At 73.4% G+C, this 20,879-nt stretch carries 16 protein-coding genes and 1 pseudogene; 10 read left to right on the forward strand and 7 right to left on the reverse strand.

From position 1 onward, the window contains the following. From ABD317_RS17345 to ABD317_RS17370, 6 genes and pseudogenes are all read right to left on the reverse strand, one after another. A pseudogene (locus ABD317_RS17345) lies at window positions 1–186 on the reverse strand (zinc-ribbon domain-containing protein); the annotation flags it as partial. 11 nt (window positions 187–197) lie between these two features. Continuing rightward, window positions 198–2,789, reverse strand: coding sequence for a serine/threonine-protein kinase (locus ABD317_RS17350; protein WP_344290876.1), 2,592 nt, complete (start codon window positions 2,787–2,789; stop codon window positions 198–200). 28 nt (window positions 2,790–2,817) lie between these two features. Continuing rightward, window positions 2,818–4,155, reverse strand: a complete 1,338-nt coding sequence (locus tag ABD317_RS17355; RefSeq protein WP_344290889.1) for a coiled-coil domain-containing protein — start codon at window positions 4,153–4,155, stop codon at window positions 2,818–2,820. Between the two features lie 81 nt (window positions 4,156–4,236). Beyond that, the gene (locus ABD317_RS17360) at window positions 4,237–5,103 is read right to left on the reverse strand and encodes a glutamate ABC transporter substrate-binding protein (protein ID WP_344290877.1); all 867 of its coding nucleotides are present in this window, start codon (window positions 5,101–5,103) and stop codon (window positions 4,237–4,239) included. A gap of 150 nt (window positions 5,104–5,253) precedes the next feature. Next, complete coding sequence (locus tag ABD317_RS17365; protein WP_344290878.1) at window positions 5,254–6,753, reverse strand: hypothetical protein; 1,500 nt, start codon at window positions 6,751–6,753, stop codon at window positions 5,254–5,256. Window positions 6,754–7,012: 259 nt separating this feature from the next. After that, window positions 7,013–7,549, reverse strand: coding sequence for an HNH endonuclease (locus ABD317_RS17370; protein WP_027753431.1), 537 nt, complete (start codon window positions 7,547–7,549; stop codon window positions 7,013–7,015). A 301-nt stretch (window positions 7,550–7,850) separates the two neighbouring features. Here ABD317_RS17370 and ABD317_RS17375 point away from each other — a divergent pair, with 301 nt between their 5' ends. The 10 genes from ABD317_RS17375 to ABD317_RS17420 all read left to right on the forward strand — a co-directional run bounded on the left by ABD317_RS17375 (window position 7,851) and on the right by ABD317_RS17420 (window position 18,417). After that, on the forward strand, window positions 7,851–8,873 hold the full coding sequence (locus tag ABD317_RS17375; RefSeq protein WP_344290879.1) for a mechanosensitive ion channel family protein: 1,023 nt from the start codon (window positions 7,851–7,853) through the stop codon (window positions 8,871–8,873). Between the two features lie 162 nt (window positions 8,874–9,035). Beyond that, window positions 9,036–10,244 (forward strand): ROK family protein, encoded by a 1,209-nt coding sequence (locus ABD317_RS17380; protein ID WP_027753429.1) that lies wholly within the window; start codon window positions 9,036–9,038, stop codon window positions 10,242–10,244. Window positions 10,245–10,352: 108 nt separating this feature from the next. Further along, window positions 10,353–11,696 (forward strand): ABC transporter substrate-binding protein, encoded by a 1,344-nt coding sequence (locus tag ABD317_RS17385; RefSeq protein WP_344290880.1) that lies wholly within the window; start codon window positions 10,353–10,355, stop codon window positions 11,694–11,696. Further along, on the forward strand, window positions 11,696–12,643 hold the full coding sequence (locus tag ABD317_RS17390) for a carbohydrate ABC transporter permease (protein ID WP_344290881.1): 948 nt from the start codon (window positions 11,696–11,698) through the stop codon (window positions 12,641–12,643). The genes ABD317_RS17385 and ABD317_RS17390 overlap by 1 nt, the downstream gene beginning before the upstream one ends. Further along, entirely contained in the window at window positions 12,643–13,476 is an 834-nt protein-coding gene (locus tag ABD317_RS17395) for a carbohydrate ABC transporter permease (protein WP_344290882.1), read from the forward strand. The genes ABD317_RS17390 and ABD317_RS17395 overlap by 1 nt, the downstream gene beginning before the upstream one ends. After that, window positions 13,473–14,738 carry a 6-phospho-beta-glucosidase gene (locus ABD317_RS17400; protein ID WP_344290883.1) on the forward strand — a complete coding sequence of 422 codons (1,266 nt, stop codon included), beginning with the start codon at window positions 13,473–13,475 and terminating at the stop codon, window positions 14,736–14,738. Before ABD317_RS17395 ends, ABD317_RS17400 begins: the two co-directional genes overlap by 4 nt. After that, entirely contained in the window at window positions 14,729–15,775 is a 1,047-nt protein-coding gene (locus ABD317_RS17405) for an N-acetylglucosamine kinase (RefSeq protein WP_344290884.1), read from the forward strand. Before ABD317_RS17400 ends, ABD317_RS17405 begins: the two co-directional genes overlap by 10 nt. Before the next feature lie 237 nt (window positions 15,776–16,012). Further along, window positions 16,013–16,429, forward strand: a complete 417-nt coding sequence (locus ABD317_RS17410; RefSeq protein WP_344290885.1) for a hypothetical protein — start codon at window positions 16,013–16,015, stop codon at window positions 16,427–16,429. 45 nt (window positions 16,430–16,474) lie between these two features. Then, on the forward strand, window positions 16,475–17,116 hold the full coding sequence (locus ABD317_RS17415; RefSeq protein WP_344290886.1) for an HAD family hydrolase: 642 nt from the start codon (window positions 16,475–16,477) through the stop codon (window positions 17,114–17,116). Window positions 17,117–17,217: 101 nt separating this feature from the next. Beyond that, a complete protein-coding gene (locus tag ABD317_RS17420) occupies window positions 17,218–18,417 on the forward strand; it encodes a helix-turn-helix domain-containing protein (protein WP_344290887.1) in 1,200 nt (399 codons plus the stop codon). 1,469 nt (window positions 18,418–19,886) lie between these two features. Here the strand turns inward: ABD317_RS17420 and ABD317_RS17425 are convergent. Beyond that, window positions 19,887–20,879: discoidin domain-containing protein (locus ABD317_RS17425; protein ID WP_344290888.1), on the reverse strand; the 993-nt coding region annotated here is incomplete at its 5' end.

Genomic DNA, 20,879 nt, shown 5'->3' on the forward strand with positions numbered 1-20,879 from the left:
GGCCCCGTTCGGCCCGGCCGCGGGCTCGGCGGCCGCGGCTGAACCCGCGGCCGGAGCCGCAGCCGGCGCGGGCGCCGGCGCGGCGAGATCCGCGCCGCACGCCCCGCAGAACAGGTCGCCCGCCTCCAGCGGCTCCTCGCACGAGGGGCACGCGCTCAGCTGGGATACGGGAGGTGTGTTCGCCATGGGCTGTCCTCTCATACCCAGGTCTTCGGCCGGTAGCGGTTGGCCCGTTCGACCATGTCGATCCGCTCGTGGCCGTGCTGTGCGAGCCGGGCCAGCACGCGGAAGGAGTTTTCCAGACCGAGCCGCAGTCCGTTCTCGTCCAGCGCGCAGCCCAGCAGCGGCTGCAGTGTGCCGTAGGAGCCCGCCGGGCCGGACGGACCCGCACCGGCCCCGGTGCGGCCGGTCAGCACCCAGTCCAGCGCACTGCCCAGTACCTCGGTGGACAGCCTCGCCCGGCGGCCGGCGTCCAGACCCACGTCCTGCAGCCGCTCCACCTGCGTGCCGGCGGCCTGCAGATCGGTCAGCAGCGGCTCCTGCGGCGCGCGCTGGCGCAACCGCGCTCTGATCGCGGCGATGCGCGCCGCGGTGTAGTGGATCGACGCCTCCGGTACGGACTCCAGCGCCCGTACCGCACCGGACCGGTCGGCGGCGGCGAGCCGCACCCGGGCCAGGCCGAACGCGGCGCTGACGTAGGCCGGGTCGGTCGTCCACACCAGCCGGTAGTACTCGGTGGCGTTGTCCAGCTGGCCCAGCACCTCGGCGCAGATGCCCAGCGCCAGCTTCGGCGCGGGCTCGCCGGGGAAGGCGTCGTAGATCGCGTCGAACGACAGCGCGGCGGTCTCGAAGTCGCGGGTGGCCAGCGCCTGCAGCCCCCGGTACCAGACGATCCGCCAGTCGTCGGGGTGCTGCTCGCCCAGCTCGCCCAGCGCCGAGCCGGTCGCCGCCAGGTCGCCCAGCTCCAGGTGGGCGCGCACCCGGCGCAGCTGCAGCTCGACGGAGTCGGTCGGCGCGTTGGACAGCGCGGCGGTCAGCTCCGCCGGCGCGGACGCCAGCAGGCCCGCGAGGAAGCCCGCGTTGGGGTCGTTCGGGTTCACCCGCGGCACCGGCAGCGCCAGCGCCGCCGCGGGGGAGTCCAGCGGCAGCGTGTCGGCGATCTGTGCGGGCAGCGCCACCTGCGTGCCCATCCCCTGCGCGCCGCCCGGCAGCTGCCCCGGTACGCCCTGGGCGGCCAGCAGCGCCGGGGCGCCGTTGCCCGCGGCCCGCGCCGCGCGGGCGCGCTTGCCGACCACCCGGGCGCCCAGCTGCGAGGTCTCGCCGGTCGCCGGCGGGAACAGCTCGGTGTCCACCACCCGCAGCTCCGGCCCGAAGAGCGTGGACAGCGCCGGCTGTGGCTTGCCCGTCTGCACCGCCACGACCTCCCGCAGCACGCCCGTCAGCTGCTCGGACATCTCCGCGGCCGAGGCGAACCGGCGGGCCGGGTCGGGGTCGGTGGCGCGGACCAGCAGGCGGTAGAAGGACTCGTACCGGTTGAAGACGTCGATCGAGTCGGGGTCGGGCAGGCTGTCGACGAAGACGTTGGTGTAGCCCTGGAAGTCGAAGGTCAGCACGGCCAGCGTGCGGGCCACCGTGTACAGGTCGGAGGCGACGGACGGGCCGACGTCGGCGACCTCCGGGGCCTGGTAGCCGACGGTGCCGAAGATGGCCGACTCGTCGTCGTCCATGCGGCGCACCGCGCCCATGTCGATCAGCTTGAGCTGGTCGCCCTGCTGGATCGCGTTGTCGACCTTGAAGTCGCAGTACAGCAGGTTGCGGCTGTGCAGGTGCCCGAGCGCCTCCAGCGCCTCGATCCCGTACGCGCACGCCACCTCGACCGGCAGCGGGTCCCGCTTGCCGTCCGGCGTGCGCCGCTCGTTGGCGATCTCCTTCATCGACTTGCCGCCGACGTACTCCATGACGATGTAGCCGTCGAGGCTGCCGGTGCGCTGGTCGAGGTGCTCGACGAAGTTGTAGATGCGCACGATGCCCGCGTGCTCGATCTCCGCGAGGAAGCGGCGCTCGGAGACCGCGGCGGCGATCGCGTCCTCGTCGCCGGTGTTCAGCAGGCCCTTGAGCACCACCCAGCGGTCGGCGACCGCGCGGTCGATCGCCAGGTAGATCCAGCCCAGGCCGCCGTGCGCGAGGCAGCCCGCGACCTGGTACTGCCCGTGGACGATGTCGCCCTCCTGCAGCTTCGGCACGAAGGAGTACGGCTGCCCGCACTTGGTGCAGAAGCCCTCGGTACGCCCCGGCCGGCCGCCGCGCGACCGGCCCACCGGCGCCCCGCAGTCGCTGCGGCTGCAGTACCGCTTGCGCTCGGGCACCTCGGGGTTCTCCAGCACCGCGGTGCGCGGGTCGGGCCGCGGCACCTCCGGCACCGACACCAGGCCCGCGCCCAGCTTGCCGCGGGAGGCGACCGCGGACGTACGGGAACTCTTGACCGAGACCGAGCGGCCCGTGGACTCCCCGGTCAGCGCGCGCGACAGCCGCCCGGAGACCGACCGGCGCGACGCCCGCGAACTGCTCCGGGACGTGCTGCTCGACCGGCTCGACGCGCTGGAGCTGTTCGACGAGCTGCCCCGGCTGCCGCGGCCGCGGCCGGTCACCCCGGTGGGCGCGGAGCCGACGACGCCGTCCGGCGACACGACGGGGGCGAGGCCGCAGGTGTCGCAGTACAGCTCGCCGCCGCCGACGTCCTCGTACGTGCCTCCGCAGCCCGGCCGCTGACATGCCTGCGCGTTGCTCATGACTCCCCCAACTCCGTTCCGTCCAGCCTCACGCCATGCCCCCGGGCCGGTCCTCCCCCTCGGCGCGCAGTGCGCGCGAGGGCGGTGCCGCCCGCCCGGCGGCCAGCACCTCCGCCGTGGCCCGCTGGTAGCGCAGCACCGCCTGCTCCGCCGCGATCAGATCGCAGGGTGCCGACCACAGCAGCCGGCGCGCCACGTCGTACCGCTCCACCAGGATGCGGTCCTCGGCGAAGCCGTGCCGCGCCACCTTCGCCTTGTACGCGTCCAGCCGGCCGCGCAGCTCCGCCCGGACGGCCAGCGGCGCGGTCACCGCCGTCAGCGACTCCCGCGCCCGCAGCAACTCCTCCTCGGCCCGCTGCTCCAGGCTCTCCAGCAGCGGCGACAGCCGGTGCCACTGGGCCCGCCTGCGGAACTCCACCGCGTTGGCCAGCTGTTCGTTCAGCGCGGTCGGCGGGCCGCTGACCGCCGGCACCTCCGACGCCGCTATCTTCGCCAGCACCTCGCCGCGCGCCCGGCGGGCCTCGCCCAGCGTACGGTCCGCGCGCGACAGCACGTCGCGCACCTTGACCAGCCGCTCCTCCGCGTCCTGCCGGACGTGCAGCACGGCGTCGATCTCCCGGCGCACGTCCTCCAGACCGCGGGCCGCCGCGTCGTAGCGCGCGGTGTCCGGCGCCCCGCCGCCCGGCGCCGCGCCGGGACTGCGCCCCGCCGGCCGGGACCAGAACGCCAGCGGGTCGCGCACCACCTCGTCGCGCAGCGCGGCCAGCTCCGCGGTGATCCGCTCCAGGTCGTCGCCCGCCGGGTGCTCGCCGGGACGCACGCCCACGGACTGGGCCAGCGAACGGGTGCGCTGCAGCTCGGCGGCGAGCAGGTCGATGCGCGCGGGCAGCGCCGACCACACGGAGTCCGCCGCCGCGACGACGTCGATCACCTCCGCGTACCACCGGTTCATCCGCTCCACCAGCTCGTCCAGCTTCAGCGACTCCGACAGCCGGGCCGGGCCCGTGAGCGCCGCCGGGTAGCCGCCGGCGGCCGCGGGGGACGAGGCGGCGCCCGGCGCGATGGTGACGCCGACGGCGCGCAGCAGCGCGGCCAGCTCGGCCAGCTCCGCGGCGCCGGGCGAGCGGCGGCGGGCGCGGAGCTCCCGGGCGGAGGCCAGCGCGCCGGTGTACGCCTCGAAGTGCGCCCACAGCAGCGTGATCGCCTGCTCGGCGGCGGCCCAGCGCTCCTTCGTCGTACCGGACAGCTCGGCGCCCTCCAGCAGCCGGCGTCCCGCGTGGTCCTGGAGCGCGAGCAGCGAGGTCTCGATCGCCTCGTGCTCGGCTCCCAGCCGCGCAAGCGCACGATCGACCTCCTCGCGGTCCATCGAGCCCCGTGGCGGGAGCGGCATCTGTTTCCCTCCGTGCTGCCGTGCTCTGCCCGTTGACGTGTCGCTTCGTGCGCCTGCTCAGTCCTTGTACTTCGGGGCCGGCGGCCCGTCGATCCCCGGCATGTCCTTGGCCAGCCACTTCTGGTAGGCGTCTTGCCAGCCGTTCTGGCGGTAGTCCTCAAGCAGCTTGTTCACCCGGCGCACCAGGTCGTGGTCGTCGATGTTCATCGCCACGCCGTAGGGCTCGGGGCGGTTCAGGGTGCCGACCAGCCGCGTCGAGGGGTCCTGCGCGGCCTGGCCGGCCGCCAGCGCGTTGTCGGTGACGACCGCGTCGGCCTCGCCGAGCTGCAGCCGCACCAGGCAGTCGAGCTGGTTCGGCACCAGCTTGACCTCCGCGCCGTACTCCCCCTCCTCCAGGGCCCCCTGGCCCGTGGAGCCCTCGGCGGTGCAGACGCGCTTGCCCTTGAGGCTCTCGTCGAAGCCGGTGATGTCCGAGCCGGCGGGAGCCAGCACCGCCTGGTCGCCGGTGAAGTACTCGGTGGAGAAGGCCACCTCCTCGATGCGCTCGCAGTTGATCGTCATCGTGCGCACCACGATGTCCACCCGCTTCTTCTTCAGCGCCGTGATGCGCTCGCTGGTGGGGATGGAGCGGAAGGTGACCTTCGACTCGTCGCCGAGGATCTCCCCGGCGATGGCCCGCGCCAGGTCGATGTCGAAGCCCTCCAGCTTGCCGGTGAGCGGGTTGCGGTAGCCCCACCGGTAGCTGTTCTGGTCGATGCCCGCGATGAGATGGCCGCGGTCGATGATGCGCTGGACGCCGTCGCCCGAGGCGTTCGCGGACGGCCGCAGGCTCGCCTCCGGCCTCTCGCACTCCTCCTGGCCCGCCTTCGCCGGCGGCGCGGTCGTCGGCCGCGGCCGGGCGGTCCTGCCGTACGTCGCCCGCAAGGCCGGGCAGCAGCGCGGCGGTCAGGGCGACGGCGGCCGCCGTACCGGCCACGCCGCCCCAGCCGCGCAGGCTCCGCCTCGTCCCGGGCGGTGCCGTCCTCGGTGCTGCCGTCCTCGGTGTTGTCCGCACAGCTGCCTCCCCCTCCGCCGTCACCGGTACTCCGAGAGCCTGCGGCCGATGCCGAACACCGCGCCGACGGCGCCCAGCACGGCGAGCACCGCGGCGCCGATCCACAGGCCGGAGAGCGCCCCGCGGCCGTCCTCGGCCGCCCGGAGGAACTCCCGCTGCTCGTGCTCCAGGGCCTCGACGAGGCTGTCGTCGACCCGGTCGAAGAACTCGCTGGTCGACTTCTCCCCGTCGCCGCCGATGACCATGTCCTTCGCGGACTCGTAGTCGCCCGCGACGTTCCTCTCCTGCGCCTCGCCGTGCATCGCGCGCCACTCGCGTACGTCGTCCATCGCCGCGGCGACGGGCTCGCGGCCCTGGCTGTCGTCGGCCAGCCGCAGGGCGCGGCCGAGCATGCTGTCCTCCGGCGCCTCCTCGGCGTCCGGCTTCTCGCCTGCCAGCTCGGTCATGCCTTTGAGGTAGCTGGCCTCGTACGTGTCGACGCCCTGGTCGTCGGTGACGGAGCCGCGGTTGACGTACGTGAGGTTCTCGTCGGCCCGCGCCCGGAGGGTGTTGATGCGCGCCTCGTTGAGCGCGTGCAGCGACTGGGCGCCGTGCCGGTCGGAGTCGCCGAGGCCGGAGCGGGCGAAGGTGTGCCCGACGGCCAGCCAGAGCAGCACGACCGCGGTGGCCGCGGTGGCCGCCAGCAGGCCGTGGTTGAACACCCGGTTCGTCCGGCGGTAGTGGCGGCGCTGCGCCCAGAACAGCACGCCGAGCGCGACCAGTCCGCTGCCCAGCGCGACCCAGGGCCACGCCTGGGCGTCGGAGTAGTCCTGCTCCAGCTGGGCGGTCTCGGAGCTGTACAGCTTGCGGGCGGCGGGCAGCAGCGTCTCGCGCATCTGGTCGTCGGCGTAGCGCAGGTACGCGCCGCCGAGCGGCAGGCCCTGGCGGTTGTTGGCGCGGGCGGTCTCGACGAGCGAGGTGTAGACGGGCAGCGCCCGGTTCAGCTCCTCGATCTGCTCCTGCGACTCCTCGGCGCCCTGGGAGCTGGAAGCGGCCCGCACCAGCAGCTCCGAGGCCCGCTTGATGTCCTCGTCGTACCGCTCGCGCACCTTGCGCGGCTCCTGCCCGCCCTCCAGGAAGCCGGTGGCCGCCGTGGTGTTGGCGTCGGCCAGGGAGCGGTAGATGTCGGCGGCGTCCGCGCTCAGCGGCTGGCTGCGGTTCACGACGTCGTCCGCCGCCGCGGCCCGGTCGGACACCTGCCACGCGGTGAGCGCGCCGAACAGCACGACCAGCGCCGCCAGTACCGCCCCGATGATCCGCAGCCGGCCCGGCTCGGTGGTCGCGGCGGCGCGCAGCCGCTCGAAGCCCTCGGTGAACGCGGAGCGCCGGTCCGGCGGCGCGGCGGCCGGCGGCGCCGGGGCGGCGCCGGGGGGACCCGCCTGCGGTGCGGGTGGGCCGTCGGGCCCGGGCTGCGCGGGAAGCGCAGGCGCGGTCTGGTGCTCCGGCGGCGCGGCGCTGCCGGCCCGCGGCGGGTACGTCACGTGACCTCCCCCTGGGTCGCTGGCTGTTCGCCCGGATGCGGGCGGGTCCAGTCCGCCCCGGGCACCGTCGGCAAGTATGGCGGTCCGTGCCGACCGTCACACCGCGATTCCCGGGATCTTGTTCGGATCGGTACCGTAGCGTGCTGCGCGAGCGGGTGCCGGGCCCCCATCCTGCCCTTCATCACGCGGTGCGCACCCGTTCGGTTCCGGGGGAGGGCGGCGCCGCGGGCGCCCGAGCGGGCATAACAAAGGCCCGGTTCTAGGCAGAGATGCCGTCGATCCGGGCCAGGGCCTCGTCCGCGCCGTATGGCTGCAGATAAGGCAACCAGCGCGGGTCCCTATGCCCCGTTCCGATGATCCGCCAGGCCAGCCCGGACGGCGGGCCCGGCTGGTGGCGCAAGCGCCAGCCCAGCTCGTGGATCGGCCGGTCGGCCTTCACGTGGTTGCAGCGGCGGCAGGCCGCCACGACGTTGTCCCAGCGGTGCTGTCCGCCGCGGCTGCGCGGGATGACGTGGTCGACGCTGGTGGCCACGCCGCCGCAGTACGCGCAGCGCCCGCCGTCGCGGGCGAAGAGCGCCCGGCGCGTGAGCGGAACGGGCCCCCGGACGGGGACCCGTACGAAGCGCTGCAGGCGCACGACGCTCGGCGCCGCTATCACCCGCGTGGCGCTGTGCAGGAAGGCGCCGGACTCCTCCAGGCTCACAGCCTTGCCGTTCAGCACCAGGATGAGCGCGCGGCGCAGTGGCACGACGCCGAGCGGCTCGTATGAAGCGTTGAGAACGAGGACGTGCGGCACGGTGCCTCCTTGTACGCCGGCGGCGCGTGGCTCGCGCCGGGACGATCTGGTCAACAGTGTGTCCTGCACGCCCGCCTCCGCGCCACCACGATCAGGTAAACGGGCCAACCGTCCGGCAAGGTTCCACGGCCGCGCCCGAGGACGTGATCCCCGCTTCGACCCGGCCCTACGCCTCGCCGCCCGCGGCGCTGACCGGACCGCGGCGCCGGCGCAGGACGGGCGCCCGCCGCGGCGGGAAAGAGCAGGCCGGAGCGCCGGGTAGGGTGAGTGCCCGCGCCCCAGAACGGAAGGTTCCAGGCCCGTGTCCGTCACCCGCCTCCCGGCCGCAGAGAGCCCCTCTCCGTCGCTCGAAGACTCGCGCAGGAGCGCGGAGGAGGCGGCCGGGTGGCTCCAGGAGAACTGGACCTCGTGGCTGGGCGTGGGCCTGCGCATCCTGCTGATCGCCGTCATCGCGTACGTGCTGCGCCGCGTGGTGCAGCGTATGATCACCAGGCTGATAGCGCGGATGACGCGCACCGCCGACGCCGTGGACGGCACCGCCCTCGGCGGCCTGCTCGTCAACCACGAGAGACGCCGGCAGCGCTCCGAGGCGCTCGGCTCCATCCTGCGCAGCGGCGCCTCCTTTGTGATCCTCGGCACAGCCGCCCTGACCATCCTGTCCGCGCTGGAGATCGACCTGGCGCCGCTGCTGGCCAGCGCCGGCGTCGCGGGCGTCGCGATCGGCTTCGGCGCCCGCAACCTGGTGATGGACTTCCTCTCCGGGATCTTCATGCTCGTCGAGGACCAGTACGGGGTCGGGGACACCATCGACGTCGGCGAGGTCACCGGCGAGGTGATCGAGGTCGGGCTGCGGGTGACCAAGCTGCGCGGCGACAACGGGGCGATCTGGTACATGCGCAACGGCGAGGTCAAGCGGATCGGCAACCTCAGCCAGGGCTGGGCGACGGCCGCGGTCGACGTGCCCGTACCGGCCGGTGAGGACCTGGACCAGGTGCGTGCCGCGATCCTCGCGGCCGGTGAGGAGCTGGGCCGCACCGAGCCGTGGAGCGAGCAGCTGTGGGGCGAGGTCGAGGTGCTGGGCCTGACCGCCGTCTCGCAGGGCACGGCGACGCTGCAGGTGCAGGTCAAGACGATGCCGGGGAAGTCCTTCGGGGTCGAGCGCGAGCTGCGCTGGCGCATCCGCGAGACGCTGCTGGCGGCCGGGATCGTGATGTCGGACCTGCCGACGGGCGTGCTGGTGCCGCCGCCGGGCCAGGCGGCCGTGGTGCCGCGGCAGCAGCCGGCCCCGGGCGGCGGCGACGGCGGTGGCGGGGGCGGGGAGTAGCACCGCCCGGCGCCCGCGGACGGCCGGATCCGCCGGCGCACACCCTCTTGACGTGCTCCGTCCGGGGCATTACTTTCACCGCACTCCGATAGGAAAGTTTCCTAACCATTCGGAGACGGCAAGCTGTACGGCACGAGTCCGGATCGGTGAGAGGTGACGCCCATGGCCGGTGGCCCCGGGACGCTGCGCGCGATGAACGACCGCGCCGCGCTGGACCTGCTGCTGGAGCACGGCGCGCTCTCGCGCACCCGGCTCGGCAAGCTCACCGGCCTGTCCAAGCCGACCGCCTCGCAGCTGCTGGCCCGGCTGGAGGCGGCCGGCCTGGTGGTCGCGACCGGCACCAGCGAGGGCAGCCCGGGACCCAACGCCCAGCTGTACGCCCTCAACCCCGCCGTCGCGCACGTCGTCGGGCTCGACGTCACCGCCGCCCGGATCCACGCGGCCGTCGCCGACGTCACCGGCCGCACCGTCGGCTCGTACGAACTGGCCACCGCCAAGCGCACCGGCGGCGGCTCCGCCGCGGAGGGCACCGTGCGCCGCGTCGTCCGCGCCGTCGACGGCGCCGCCAAGGACGCCGGGCTCACCCGCGCCGAGCTGCACCGCGCCGTCATCGGCACCCCCGGCGCCTTCGACCCCGGCACCGGCCGCCTGCGCTACGCCTCCCACCTGCCCGGCTGGCACTCCCCGACGCTGCTGGAGGAGCTGGCCGCCGCCCTGCCCATGCCGCTGGCGTACGACAACGACGTGAACCTCGCCGCCGTCGCCGAGCAGCGCCGCGGCGCCGCCCGCGGCCACGACGACTTCGTCCTGCTGTGGAACGAGGAGGGCCTCGGCGCCGCCGTCGTCATCGGCGGCCGGCTGCACCGCGGCGGCACCGGCGGCGCCGGCGAGGTCGGCTTCCTGCCGGTGCCCGGCGCCACCCTCGTCCGCCAGGTCACCCGCGCCAACAGCGGCGGCTTCCAGGAGCTGGCCGGTGCCCAGGCGCTCGCCCCGCTCGCCCGCGAGCTGGGCCTCACGCCCGAGCGCGGGCACTACGCCGAGGTCGCCGTCGAACTCGTCGCGCGCGCCGCCGCCGACCCCGAAGAACCCCGCCACGCCGAACTGCTCGCCCGCTACGCCCAGCGCCTCGCCGTCGGCCTCGCCGCCGTCGTCGCCGTCCTCGACCCGCAGCTCATCGTGCTCTCCGGCGCCGTGCTGGCCGCCGGCGGTGACCGGCTGCGCGCCCTCGTCCAGTCCGAGCTGGCCGAACTGGCCGCACCCCGGCCCCGCCTGGTGACCGGCGAGGTCGAACGGCACCCCGTGCTCACCGGCGCGCTGGAGAGCGCGCTCGCCACCACCCGCGACGAGGTCTTCGACACCACCGCCCGCTGAAGCCCGCCACCCGCCCACCGGCCGCCGGCCCCGCCCGGCCCGGCCCGGCCCGTCTCACCCGTACGCCCGTACGCCCGTACCCGTCTCCCGCCAGGAGGTACGTCACCCATGCCCGCAACCCGCCCACGCGCCCGCGCCGTCGCCGCGGTCGCCGCCGCGGCCGCGCTGTCCCTGGCCGCCGCCTGCACCGGAAGCAACGACACCGGCGCCGCGAACGACGACCCGGACGCCGAGGTCACGCTCACCTTCTGGCACGGCTGGAGCGCGCCGTCCGAGGTCGAGGCGATCGAGGCCAACATCGACGCGTTCGAGAAGAAGTTCCCCCACATCACCGTCGAGGCCGTCAAGGGCGTCAACGACGACAAGCTGAACCAGGGCCTGCGCGCCGGCGGCGACAACGCGCCCGACGTGGTGTCCTCGTTCACCACCGACAACGTCGGCCGCTTCTGCTCCTCGAACGTCCTCGCCGACCTCGGCCCGTTCCTGGACGAGTCCGGCATCGACCCGGCGAAGACCTTCCCGGCGCCGATGCTGGAGTACACCCGGTACGAGGGCAAGCGCTGCGCGCTGCCCCTGCTCGGCGACGCGTACGGCCTCTACTACAACAAGGACGCCTTCGCGGAGGCCGGCATCGACGCCCCGCCGAAGACCCTCTCCGAGTTCGAGGAGGTCGCGAAGAAGCTCACCAGGCCCGACGGCGACGGCTACGAACAGCTGGGCTTCATGCCCAACTACCAGGGCTACGAGACCACCGTCGAGCACTACGGCGGCCAGTTCGGCGTCACCTACTTCGACGACGAGGGCGACTCCAACGCCGCCGCCGACCCGCGGATGACCGAACTCTTCGAGTGGCAGAAGAGCATGGTCGAGGAGCTGGGCGGCTTCGAGAAGCTGCGCAGGTACCGCAACACCTTCGGCGACGAGTGGGGCCCCAAGCACCCCTTCCACACCGGCCAGGTCGCCATGCAGATGGACGGCGAGTGGCGCGGCAAGATGGCCGCCGACGCCGGCGTCGACTTCGAGATAGGCGCGGCCCCCTTCCCCGTCCCCGACGACCAGGCCGACTCGTACGGCAAGGGCTACCTCTCCGGCACCATCACCGGCATCGCCGCCACCAGCGGGAAGAAGAACGCCGCCTGGGAGCTGGTGAAGTACCTGACGACCGACACCGACGCCGTCGTGGACTTCGCCAACACCATCCACAACGTGCCCTCCACGCTGGCCGCGCTGGAGTCCCCCAGGCTCAACGACGACCCCGTCTACCGCACGTTCGTCGACATCGCCCAGCACCCCGGGTCCAGCCACGCCCCGTCCTCCAGGAACGGCGGCGCCTTCCTGCTCACCCTGCAGGACTACGGGCTGAAGTACGAAAGCGGCGAGGAGGACGATCTGGCGTCCCTGCTGGAGCAGGCGGACGAGCAGATCGACAAGGACAACGCGCAGGCCGGCTGATGTCCGCCGCCGTCCACACCCTGGGTGCGCGGCGCCGCCGCGCGGCGCTGCGCACCCTCGGGTTCCTCTCGCCCTGGCTGATCGGCTTCAGCGTCTTCTTCGCCTACCCGCTCGGCGCCACCGTCTACTTCTCCTTCATGAAGTACGACGGGTTCACCGACCCCGTCTGGGTGGGGCTGAAGAACTGGCGCTACGTCCTGTTCGACTACCCCTTCTTCTGGCCCGCGCTGACCAACACCCTGTGGCTGGTCGCCGTGATGGTCACCCTGCGCACCGTCTTCGGACTCGGCGTCGGCCTGCTCATCACCCGGATCAAGACCGGCGCGGGTGTCTTCCGGACCCTGTTCTACCTGCCGTTCCTGGCGCCGCCGGTCGCCGCGACCATGTCCTTCGTCTTCCTGATGAACCCCGGCACCGGGCCCGTCAACACCATCCTCGACCGGATCGGCCTGGGCGAACCCGGCTGGTTCAACGACGCGCAGTGGTCCAAACCCGCGCTGACGGTCCTCGCGCTGTGGTGCATCGGCGACCTCATGGTCATCTTCATGGCCTCGCTGCTGGACGTGCCCAAGGAGCAGTACGAGGCCGCCGAGCTGGACGGCGCCGGCGCGTGGGCGAGGTTCCGGTACGTCACGCTGCCGAACATCCGGCCCGTCGTGCTCTTCGCCGTCGTCACCGGCGTGATCGCGACGATGCAGTACTACACCGAGCCCATCGTGGCCGCGAAGGTCGCCAGCGGCGTCATCGGCGGCTCCGGCCAGCACTTCGAGCCCGGCTACCCGGAGAAGTCGACCCTCACCGTCCCGCAGAGCGTCTACCACCTGGGCTTCCAGCGGTTCGACACGGGCGCGGCGTGCGTCGTCGCCCTCGTGCTCTTCGTCCTCGCGATGGCCTTCACCTACGTGCTGATGCGCCGCGGCAGCGGCTTCCTGAAGGAGGACGACTGATGGCGCGCCGCCGCGAGCTGCTGCACTGGGTCGCGGTGCACGCCCTGGCCATCGCCGCCTCCCTGTTCTTCGTACTGCCGTTCGCCTTCGTCTTCCTCACCGCCGTGATGAGCGACGACCAGGCGCTGACCCGGGCGCTGTGGCCGCGTACCTGGGAGTGGGGCAACTTCCGCACGGTGTGGGAGACGCCCGGGTTCCTCACCTGGTGGCGCAACACGCTGCTCTACGCCGGCCTGGGCACCGTGCTCGCCGTCGGCTCCAGCCTCCCCGTGGCGTACGCGCTGGCCAAGTTCCGCTTCCGCGGGCGGAACCTGGCGATGATGATGGTCATCGCCGCGATGATGCTGCCGCCGCAGGTCGTCATCGTGCCCATGTACCTGTTCTGGTCCCGGCAGATGGACCTGACCGGCACGCTGTGGCCGCTGATCATCCCGTTCGCCTTCGCCAACCCCTTCAGCGTCTTCCTGCTCCGGCAGTTCCTGCTGACCATCCCGCGCGAGTACACCGAGGCCGCGCGCATCGACGGCTGCGGCGAACTGCGCACGCTGCTGCGCATCGTGGTGCCGATGGCGAAACCCGCCATCGCCGCCGTCGCCCTGTTCCACTTCTTCTACTGCTGGAACGACTACTTCGGGCCGCAGATCTACGCTTCGGAGGACCCGGGCTGGTGGACGCTGAGCTACGGGCTGGAGTCGTTCAAGGGCGCCCACCAGACCGACTGGAACCTCACCATGGCGGCCACGGTGCTGGTCATGGCCCCGGTGATCGTGGTCTTCTTCTTCGCCCAGAAAGCCTTCATCGAGGGCGTCACCCTGACAGGAGTCAAAGGTTGAAACTCGCAGTGGTCGGCGGCGGATCCACGTACACGCCAGAACTCGTCGACGGCTTCGCGCGGCTGCGCGACACGCTGCCCGTCGACGAGCTGGTGCTCATCGACCCCGCCGCCGAGCGGCTGGAGCTGGTCGGCGCGCTGGCTCGGCGGATGTTCGCCCGGCAGGGCCACCCCGGGCGGGTCGTCACCACCGGCCGGCTGGCCGAGGGCGTCGAGGGCGCCGACGCCGTGCTCGTCCAGCTGCGCGTCGGCGGGCAGACGGCCCGGCAGCAGGACGAGACGTGGCCGCTGGACTGCGGCTGCGTCGGCCAGGAGACCACCGGCGCGGGCGGCCTCGCGAAGGCGCTGCGCACCGTGCCCGTGGTCCTCGACCTCGCCGAACAGGTGCGCAGGGCCGCACCCGGCGCCTGGATCATCGACTTCACCAACCCCGTCGGCATCGTCACCCGCGCGCTGCTGCAGGCGGGCCACCGCGCGGTGGGCCTGTGCAACGTCGCCATCCACCTGCAACGAAAGTTCGCCGCGCTCCTGGACGCCGCCCCTGAAGACGTCCACCTGGACCACGTCGGCCTCAACCACCTCACCTGGGAGCTGAGCGTACGCCTCGGCGGCCCCGGCGGCACCGACGTGCTGCCGAAGCTGATCGCCGAGCACGGCGCGCGGATCGCCGGGGACCTGCACCTGCCGGCGGAGCTGCCGACCCGGCTCGGCGTCGTGCCCTCGTACTACCTGCGCTACTACTACGCCCACGACGAGGTCGTCCGCGAACAGCGCGAGGGCCCCTCCCGCGGCGCGCGGGTCGCCGAGATCGAGGCCGAGCTGCTGCGGATGTACGCCGACCCGGCGCTCGACACCAAGCCGGAGCTGCTGGCGCAGCGCGGCGGGGCGTTCTACTCCGAGGCCGCCGTCGCGCTCGCCGCGTCGCTGCTGGGCGACGCGGCCGGCGCGGTCCAGGTCGTCAACACCGTCAACCGCGGCACCCTGCCGTTCCTGCCCGACGACGCGGTCGTCGAGGTGCAGGCCGAGGTCACCGCGGACGGCGCCCGGCCGCTCGCGGTCCCGGCGCTGGACCCGCTCTTCGCCGGCCTCGTCGCCCACACGACGGCGTACGAGCGGCTGGCGCTGGACGCCGCCCTGCACGGCGGGCGCGAGCGCGTGTTCCGCGCGCTGCTCGCGCACCCGCTGGTCGGCCAGTACGACCGGGCCGAGCGGCTGACCGGCGCGCTGCTCGACCACAACCGGGAGCACCTGCCGTGGGCGTGAGCGCGGCCGCCGTGCTGGCGATCGACGCGGGGAACAGCAAGACGGACGCGGCGCTGGTCGCGGCGGACGGCACGGTGCTGGGCGAGGCGCGCAGCGGCGGCTTCCGGCCGCCGGCGACGGGGGTGGCGGCGGCGGTCGGGGTGCTGGCGGAGGCGGTGGCGGGGGCGGTACGGAGCGCCGGCGGCGGTTCGGAGGCCTCCGGTGCCCCGGACGGCCCCGCGTCCGGTGCCGGACCCGGCTCCGGTGTGGGGCTCGTCGCCGAGCACGTGTCGGCGTGCCTGGCGAACGTCGACCTGCCCGTCGAGGAGCGCACCATCGGCGCGGCGCTGGAGGCCCGCGGCTGGGGCCGTACGGTCGCCGTCCACAACGACACGTTCGCCCTGCTCCGCGCCGGCCTCCCGCCGGGCGCGCAGCCGCGCGGCGTCGCCGTCGTCTGCGGCGCCGGCATCAACTGCGCCGGCCTGCTGCCCGACGGCCGCACCCACCGCTTCCCCGCGCTCGGCAAGCTCTCCGGCGACTGGGGCGGCGGCGCGGGCCTCGCGGCGGAGGCGATCTGGTACGCGGCGCGGGCGGAGGACGGCCGCGGCGAGCCGACGGCCCTGGCGACGGCACTGCCCGCGCACTTCGGCCTCGGCACGATGCGCGAGCTGATCGAGGGCGTGCACCTGGGCACCGTCCCGGTGGCCCGCACCCAGCGGCTCGCGCCGCTGCTGTTCGCGGTGGCCGCCGCGGGCGACCCGGTGGCGCGGTCCCTCGTGGACCGGCAGGCGGACGAGGTGGTGGCGCTGGCGGCGGTGGCGCTGGAGCGGCTCGGCCTGCTGGACGAGGAGGTGCCGGTGGTGCTCGGCGGCAGCGTCCTGGCCGCGGGCCACGCGCAGCTGGACGACCGGGTCCGTACTCTGCTCGCCGCACGGGCCCCGAAGGCGGTCCCCCGGGTGGTGACGGCCCCCCCGGTCCTGGGCGCGGCCCTGCTGGGCCTGGACCACGCGGAAGCCCCGGAGGAGGCGAAGTCCCGCACGCGAGGTCACTATGCCTGAGTCCCACCGGACCACCCAGCCGGAACCGGGCCTACCCGCCGCGCACGCTCCGACCACCGGCGCCTCCGCCCCCGCGCCTGCCGCGTCGCACCTCGCGGGTCCTTCCGGCCACGGGCGTCGTCGGTCACTCGTGTGGGACTCGCTGGTCAGCCATGTGAGAGAACTCACCTTGTCCGTTCAGCGGATCGAGTGACCTGACGGCCCGTTATGCTGTGGGCCCGCCGTTAGCGTTTCCGCATGACAAGTACAAGTGACGTCTTCGTTGTCAGGGTTGAAGCACGACCCGAATTCGAGAAGGTCTATCTGCGGGTGTCGCCGACGGTCGCGGCAGAAGCCATGAAGGCTCTCTGCGACGTGGGGGCTGAGGCTGGTCAGGTTCAGGAATTCGGCCTTGAGCCCGTGCACTACGTCATCGGCGTGACGGCAGCACCGGGCATCTGGCTCAACTTGCGTGCAGCAATCAACGCTCTCGGCGCCAGGAACAGGGCGAAGACCTTCCGGCTGGAGCTGTCCGGTGGGGAGTCCATCGAGGCAAACGGGCATTCCGCCGAGGATGTCGAGAAGCTGCTGAAGGCTGCCATGGAGGTGTATGCACAGCGCGCGGCCCTCAACGAAGAATGGCGACAGCGTGCCGTTGGGGAGGGCTCGGACTGAGGAGATGGGCACCCGCTCGGTCTGTGCCGAGCCTAGGCTGCGCCTGTGATTGAGACGATCGTCCTCGACATCGGGGAGACCTTGGTCCGTGACGACGCCTACTGGGCGGGGTGGGCCGACTGGCTCGGCGTCCCGCGGCATACCGTGTCTGCGCTTGTCGGCGCGGTGGTCGTCGCCGGCCGCGACAACGCTGAGGCGCTGCGTCTGCTGCGCCCCGGAATCGACGTAGACGCGGAGCGTGTTGCCCGCGAGGAGGTCGGCCGCGGCGAGCAGTTGGCGGAAGAGGACCTCTATCCGGATGTACGTGGCGCGCTCAGCGGCCTGCGCAAGCTCGGTGTGCGCGTCGTCGTCGCCGGAAACCAGACGGCGCGTGCGGGGAAGCTGCTGCGTGGTCTCGACTTGCCGGTCGATCTCATCGTCACCTCCGAAGAGTGGGGTGCGGCCAAGCCCGGAGCGGCGTTCTTCGCCCGCGTGCTGGAAGTGGCGCAGGCCGAACCGAGGGAGACCGTGTACGTCGGAGACCATCCGCCCAACGACGTGTTCCCGGCGAAGAGGGCAGGCATGCGGGCAGCCCACCTGAGGCGCGGCCCGTGGGGGCACTGGTGGGCGGATGACCCCGAGGTGGTGCGCGCCGCGGACTGGCGCATCGACACCCTCACCGACCTCATCGCGATCATCGCCGACTGACGTGAGATAGCCCTGCCGGGGTCACCCGGGCGGGTAGCTTCGCGTATCCGCACGTGCTCGCGCGGGTAGCGTTCGCGACGGTAGCGCGAACGGAGTTCAGTATGTCCGCGTCGACGGCGCGTGCGGTGGGCGGCAGGGTTCAGGCAGCCCGCTTGGCGCGCAAGATGACTCAACGCGATCTGTCCAGGATCTCCGGTGTGTCACACGGCATGATCCGTGCGATCGAACGCGGAGGCCGCAAGCCCAGTGACGCAGTCGTTGAGGCCCTCGCGGCGGCGATGGCCGTTGACCCGATGCGCTTGTTGCACGACCCGGGCCGTTCCGCCGCCCGCATCCACGACTCGCTGTCCGCTTTATCCGACGTCATCGCTTCGTTCGACTGTCCCGACGACGGGGCAGTCCGGCCGCTGGATCAGCTTCACCAGGATGTCGCCGAGCTGGCCGACTGGCGCCTGAGCGCCCAGTATCTGCGTATCGCCCGCGGCGCCCCGCACCTGCTGAAGGAACTGGCCCGCGCTGTGGACTGCTCCACCGGCGCGCAGCAGCGCGCCCAAGCCGCCGCGCTGCTTGCCTCCGCGTACCGCTCCGCAGACGCCGTCGCCTATAAACACGGCGCGAAGGATCTATCCGCCCGCCTGGTCGAACTCATGCGGTGGGCGGCAGAGCAGGCCGACGACGACCTGCAGCGTGCCGCAGCAGCGTACGTCCGCACCGAGACGTTCTTCTCCGCCGGTGCGCACCGCGCAGGGCTGCGCGCCCTGGAACGCGCCGTCGACGCCTCTCCCATGCCCGACAGCGACAACGCCAGGGCCGCCCGCGGCGCCCTGCACATGCGGGCCGCCGTCATCGCCGGCCGCGACAGGAACGCGCCCGCCGCCGGACAGCACATGGCGGAGGCCACCGGGCTCGCCGACCGCATCCCCGAAGGCGTCTACCTGGGCACGGCGTTCGGCCCGTCGAGCGTGCGCGTGCACGCCGTGTCCGTGGCGGTCAGCCTCGGCCAGGACCACCTGAAAGACGCACTCGACATCGGCCGGACCTGGAAGCCGCCGGCGAGAGGCCGAGGCGCGCTGCCCGCGGAACGCCGCTCGGGCTTCTACATCGAACTTGCTCGCGCCCAGTTGTGGTCCGGTCGCCGCGACGCCGCATACGAGTCGCTGAAGGTCGCCCGCCGGATCGCGCCGCAGGCCACCCGCGAGCACCCCTGGGTGCGCGAGGACATCACCACCCTGCGTCGACTGCGACGCGCCGACGACGAGGATCTCTCCGCGTTTGCAGCCTGGTGCGGCTCGGTCGGATGAACCCGGGTGCCACAAGCTGTGGCACTTGTGGCATCTGCCCGCGGCCATCATCCCCGTGTCCGGAAAACCGCCGACACGAGGAGAGCGGACGTATGGCAGCTACCGCGTTGGTCGCCGAGGACGTGCCGAAGCCGGACGGCGGGACTCTCGCCCGGACCGTCGTCACCTGCGGCTGCGACCGGCAGCGCGGGCCCGGTCATCCAGGACCCATGGGGCAAGATCCTCTATTTCTTGGTGCCGGCGGGATCAACTCGCGACTGGAACGTGGCACACACCGTGCCCTGCGGCGCCGGCCACTACGTCGGCGTCCCGGCTCTGGAAGCGGAAGAGCGCACCCTGCACTGGATGATCCGGCCGACCGGGCAGAAGTCCCTCGGCGGAGACCCGGACACCTTGCGGGCTGCCCTGGGGAGCGCGATGCGTGGCGCTTTCGTACACCACCAGGCGGCTGGGCGGTGATGCCTCCTCCGGGCGCCGGTACCGGTGCCGGCCAGGACGAGCCCCGTCGGCTCCCTCCGGTGTCCCGGACGTCGGAGCGGAAGGCCGAGTTCAACCAGCGGCCAGCGCTCGCAGGGCTGGGCGAGGCACCGGAGTGGCGGGGCTATCCGCCCGGATGTAAGGGGAGAGGGAATGAATGCTGATCTGACCGAGGCTACGGGTCTCGGCGGTGGGAGCTGGCGGGAGCCGCCGAAGAGGGGCGACTTACTGATCGACCGGCGGGCCGGCCGCGCCGGTCTCGTGGTCCGGGTGCTCGACGAGTACGTCTGCCTGAGGCCGCTGTGCGGCGGGAGCCCGTGGGTTGCACCGCTCTCCGGCGTCCGGCACGCGACGGACGAGGAGCGCCGGGCCGCGGTACTGCGGACGCGCGTCCTGGTCTGGCGAGGGGTGACTCGGTGACCGTTCCCGCGCGCCGTACCTACCCGGACGGCCCCGTCCACCTGACGGGCTCGTTTCCCGTCCCCGATGCCGCCCCGGCCCCTGGCTGCCGACGGTGTGCTGTGCTGGTCGACGCACGGGCCGCGGCCCGCGCGGCATGCGACTACTCACAGGTCAGCGACGCCAACGTCCTCATCCGCAGGCACCCCCACTGAAACGCCCGCCTCTCCGGCCCGCGCCGACAGGGCGGGCGGGGTTGTCCGGTGGGGCCCGGTGCCGGGGTGGGCGAGGCGGTGTCGGGGTGGCGCTGTTCGTCGGGTGATCCGGGTTGGGGGTGGCCGGTGAGGTGACGGAGCGGGGCGGCGATCCACCCTCGTACACCGCCCGTGCAGGCGAGGCACGCCAGTGGGCGAAACTCGACCCCCGTGGGTGTTTTAGGCCGGTTTGGTAGGCGGGTTATCCCGGGTTCGTCACGACGAGGCGCACACGAACGCCACACGCACGACCACCCACCTCGACACCGCCCCACCCCGGCACCGGGTCGCCTACCGCTCCCGCCGCCTCCGACACCGCCCCGTCCACCCCGACGTCTGTCAGCCGCGGACCGCGCGGACCTCGACCGCGTACAGCGAATAGCCGAACTCCGTCGCCCGCTCCACTCCCTGCACCCGCACGTACCGCACCCCGGGCTCGTCCATCCGCACCGACTCGCGGCCGCCCCCGCCGTCGTCCACCGACGCCGCCGTGCGCCAGCGGCGGCCGTCGGGGGAGACCTGCACGCGGTAGCGCTTCGCGTATGCGCTCTCCCAGGTGAGCGCCACCTCGCCGACCCGCGCCGGCTCCGCCAGCCGTACCTGCACCCACGCGCCGTCCTCGGCCGGCGAGGACCACCGCGTCTCCGGGTCGCCGTCGGCGACCGCCGCCGCCGGGAAGTCCGGGGTCTCGTCCGCCGACGACGACGCGCGGCCGGCGCGTGCCAGGTCGCGGTCGCCCACCGGCGGGTAGGCGTGCACGGTGACGGTGCGGACCTGGGCGGCGGAGTCGCCGTCGGCCAGCCGCACCGGGATCTCGTACGTGCCCGGCCGCACGTCCGCCGTCGCGCGGATCTCGACCGGGGCCCGGGCGGTCGTGCCGCGGGGTATCCGCACCTCGCCGGGGGCCCGCGCCGTCAGCCCGTCCGGCGCCTCCGCCGTCACCGTGCCGCCCGCGTCGCCCGGCCGGCGCGCGGACAGCTCGGCGTCGACCACGACCGGGTCGCCGCCGATGGTCACGTCGGCCTCGTCGCGGGAGAGCGCGAGCCGCGCGCCGGGCTCGTCGGCGGACCACGGCACCACCTCGTGCACCACCGGCGCCGTGGTGTCGGCGGCCCACACGAGCCGTACCGCGTCGGCCTCCCCGCGCCTCGCGGGCAGCTCCGTCCAGCCGCCGCCGTCGAGTCCGCCGAGCGGGCGCCACGCGGTGACGCCCCCGTCCCGTACCCGGATCTGCACCTCGGCCCGGGTGCCGGTGCCGGGCTGGGTCAGCACCGTCACCGCCCGCAGCGGCCGCCGGTCGAACTCCACCACCAGCGCCTCGTGCGTTCCCGG

The sequence above is a fragment of the Streptomyces synnematoformans genome (genome assembly GCF_039531005.1).
GTDB lineage: Bacteria > Actinomycetota > Actinomycetes > Streptomycetales > Streptomycetaceae > Streptomyces > Streptomyces synnematoformans.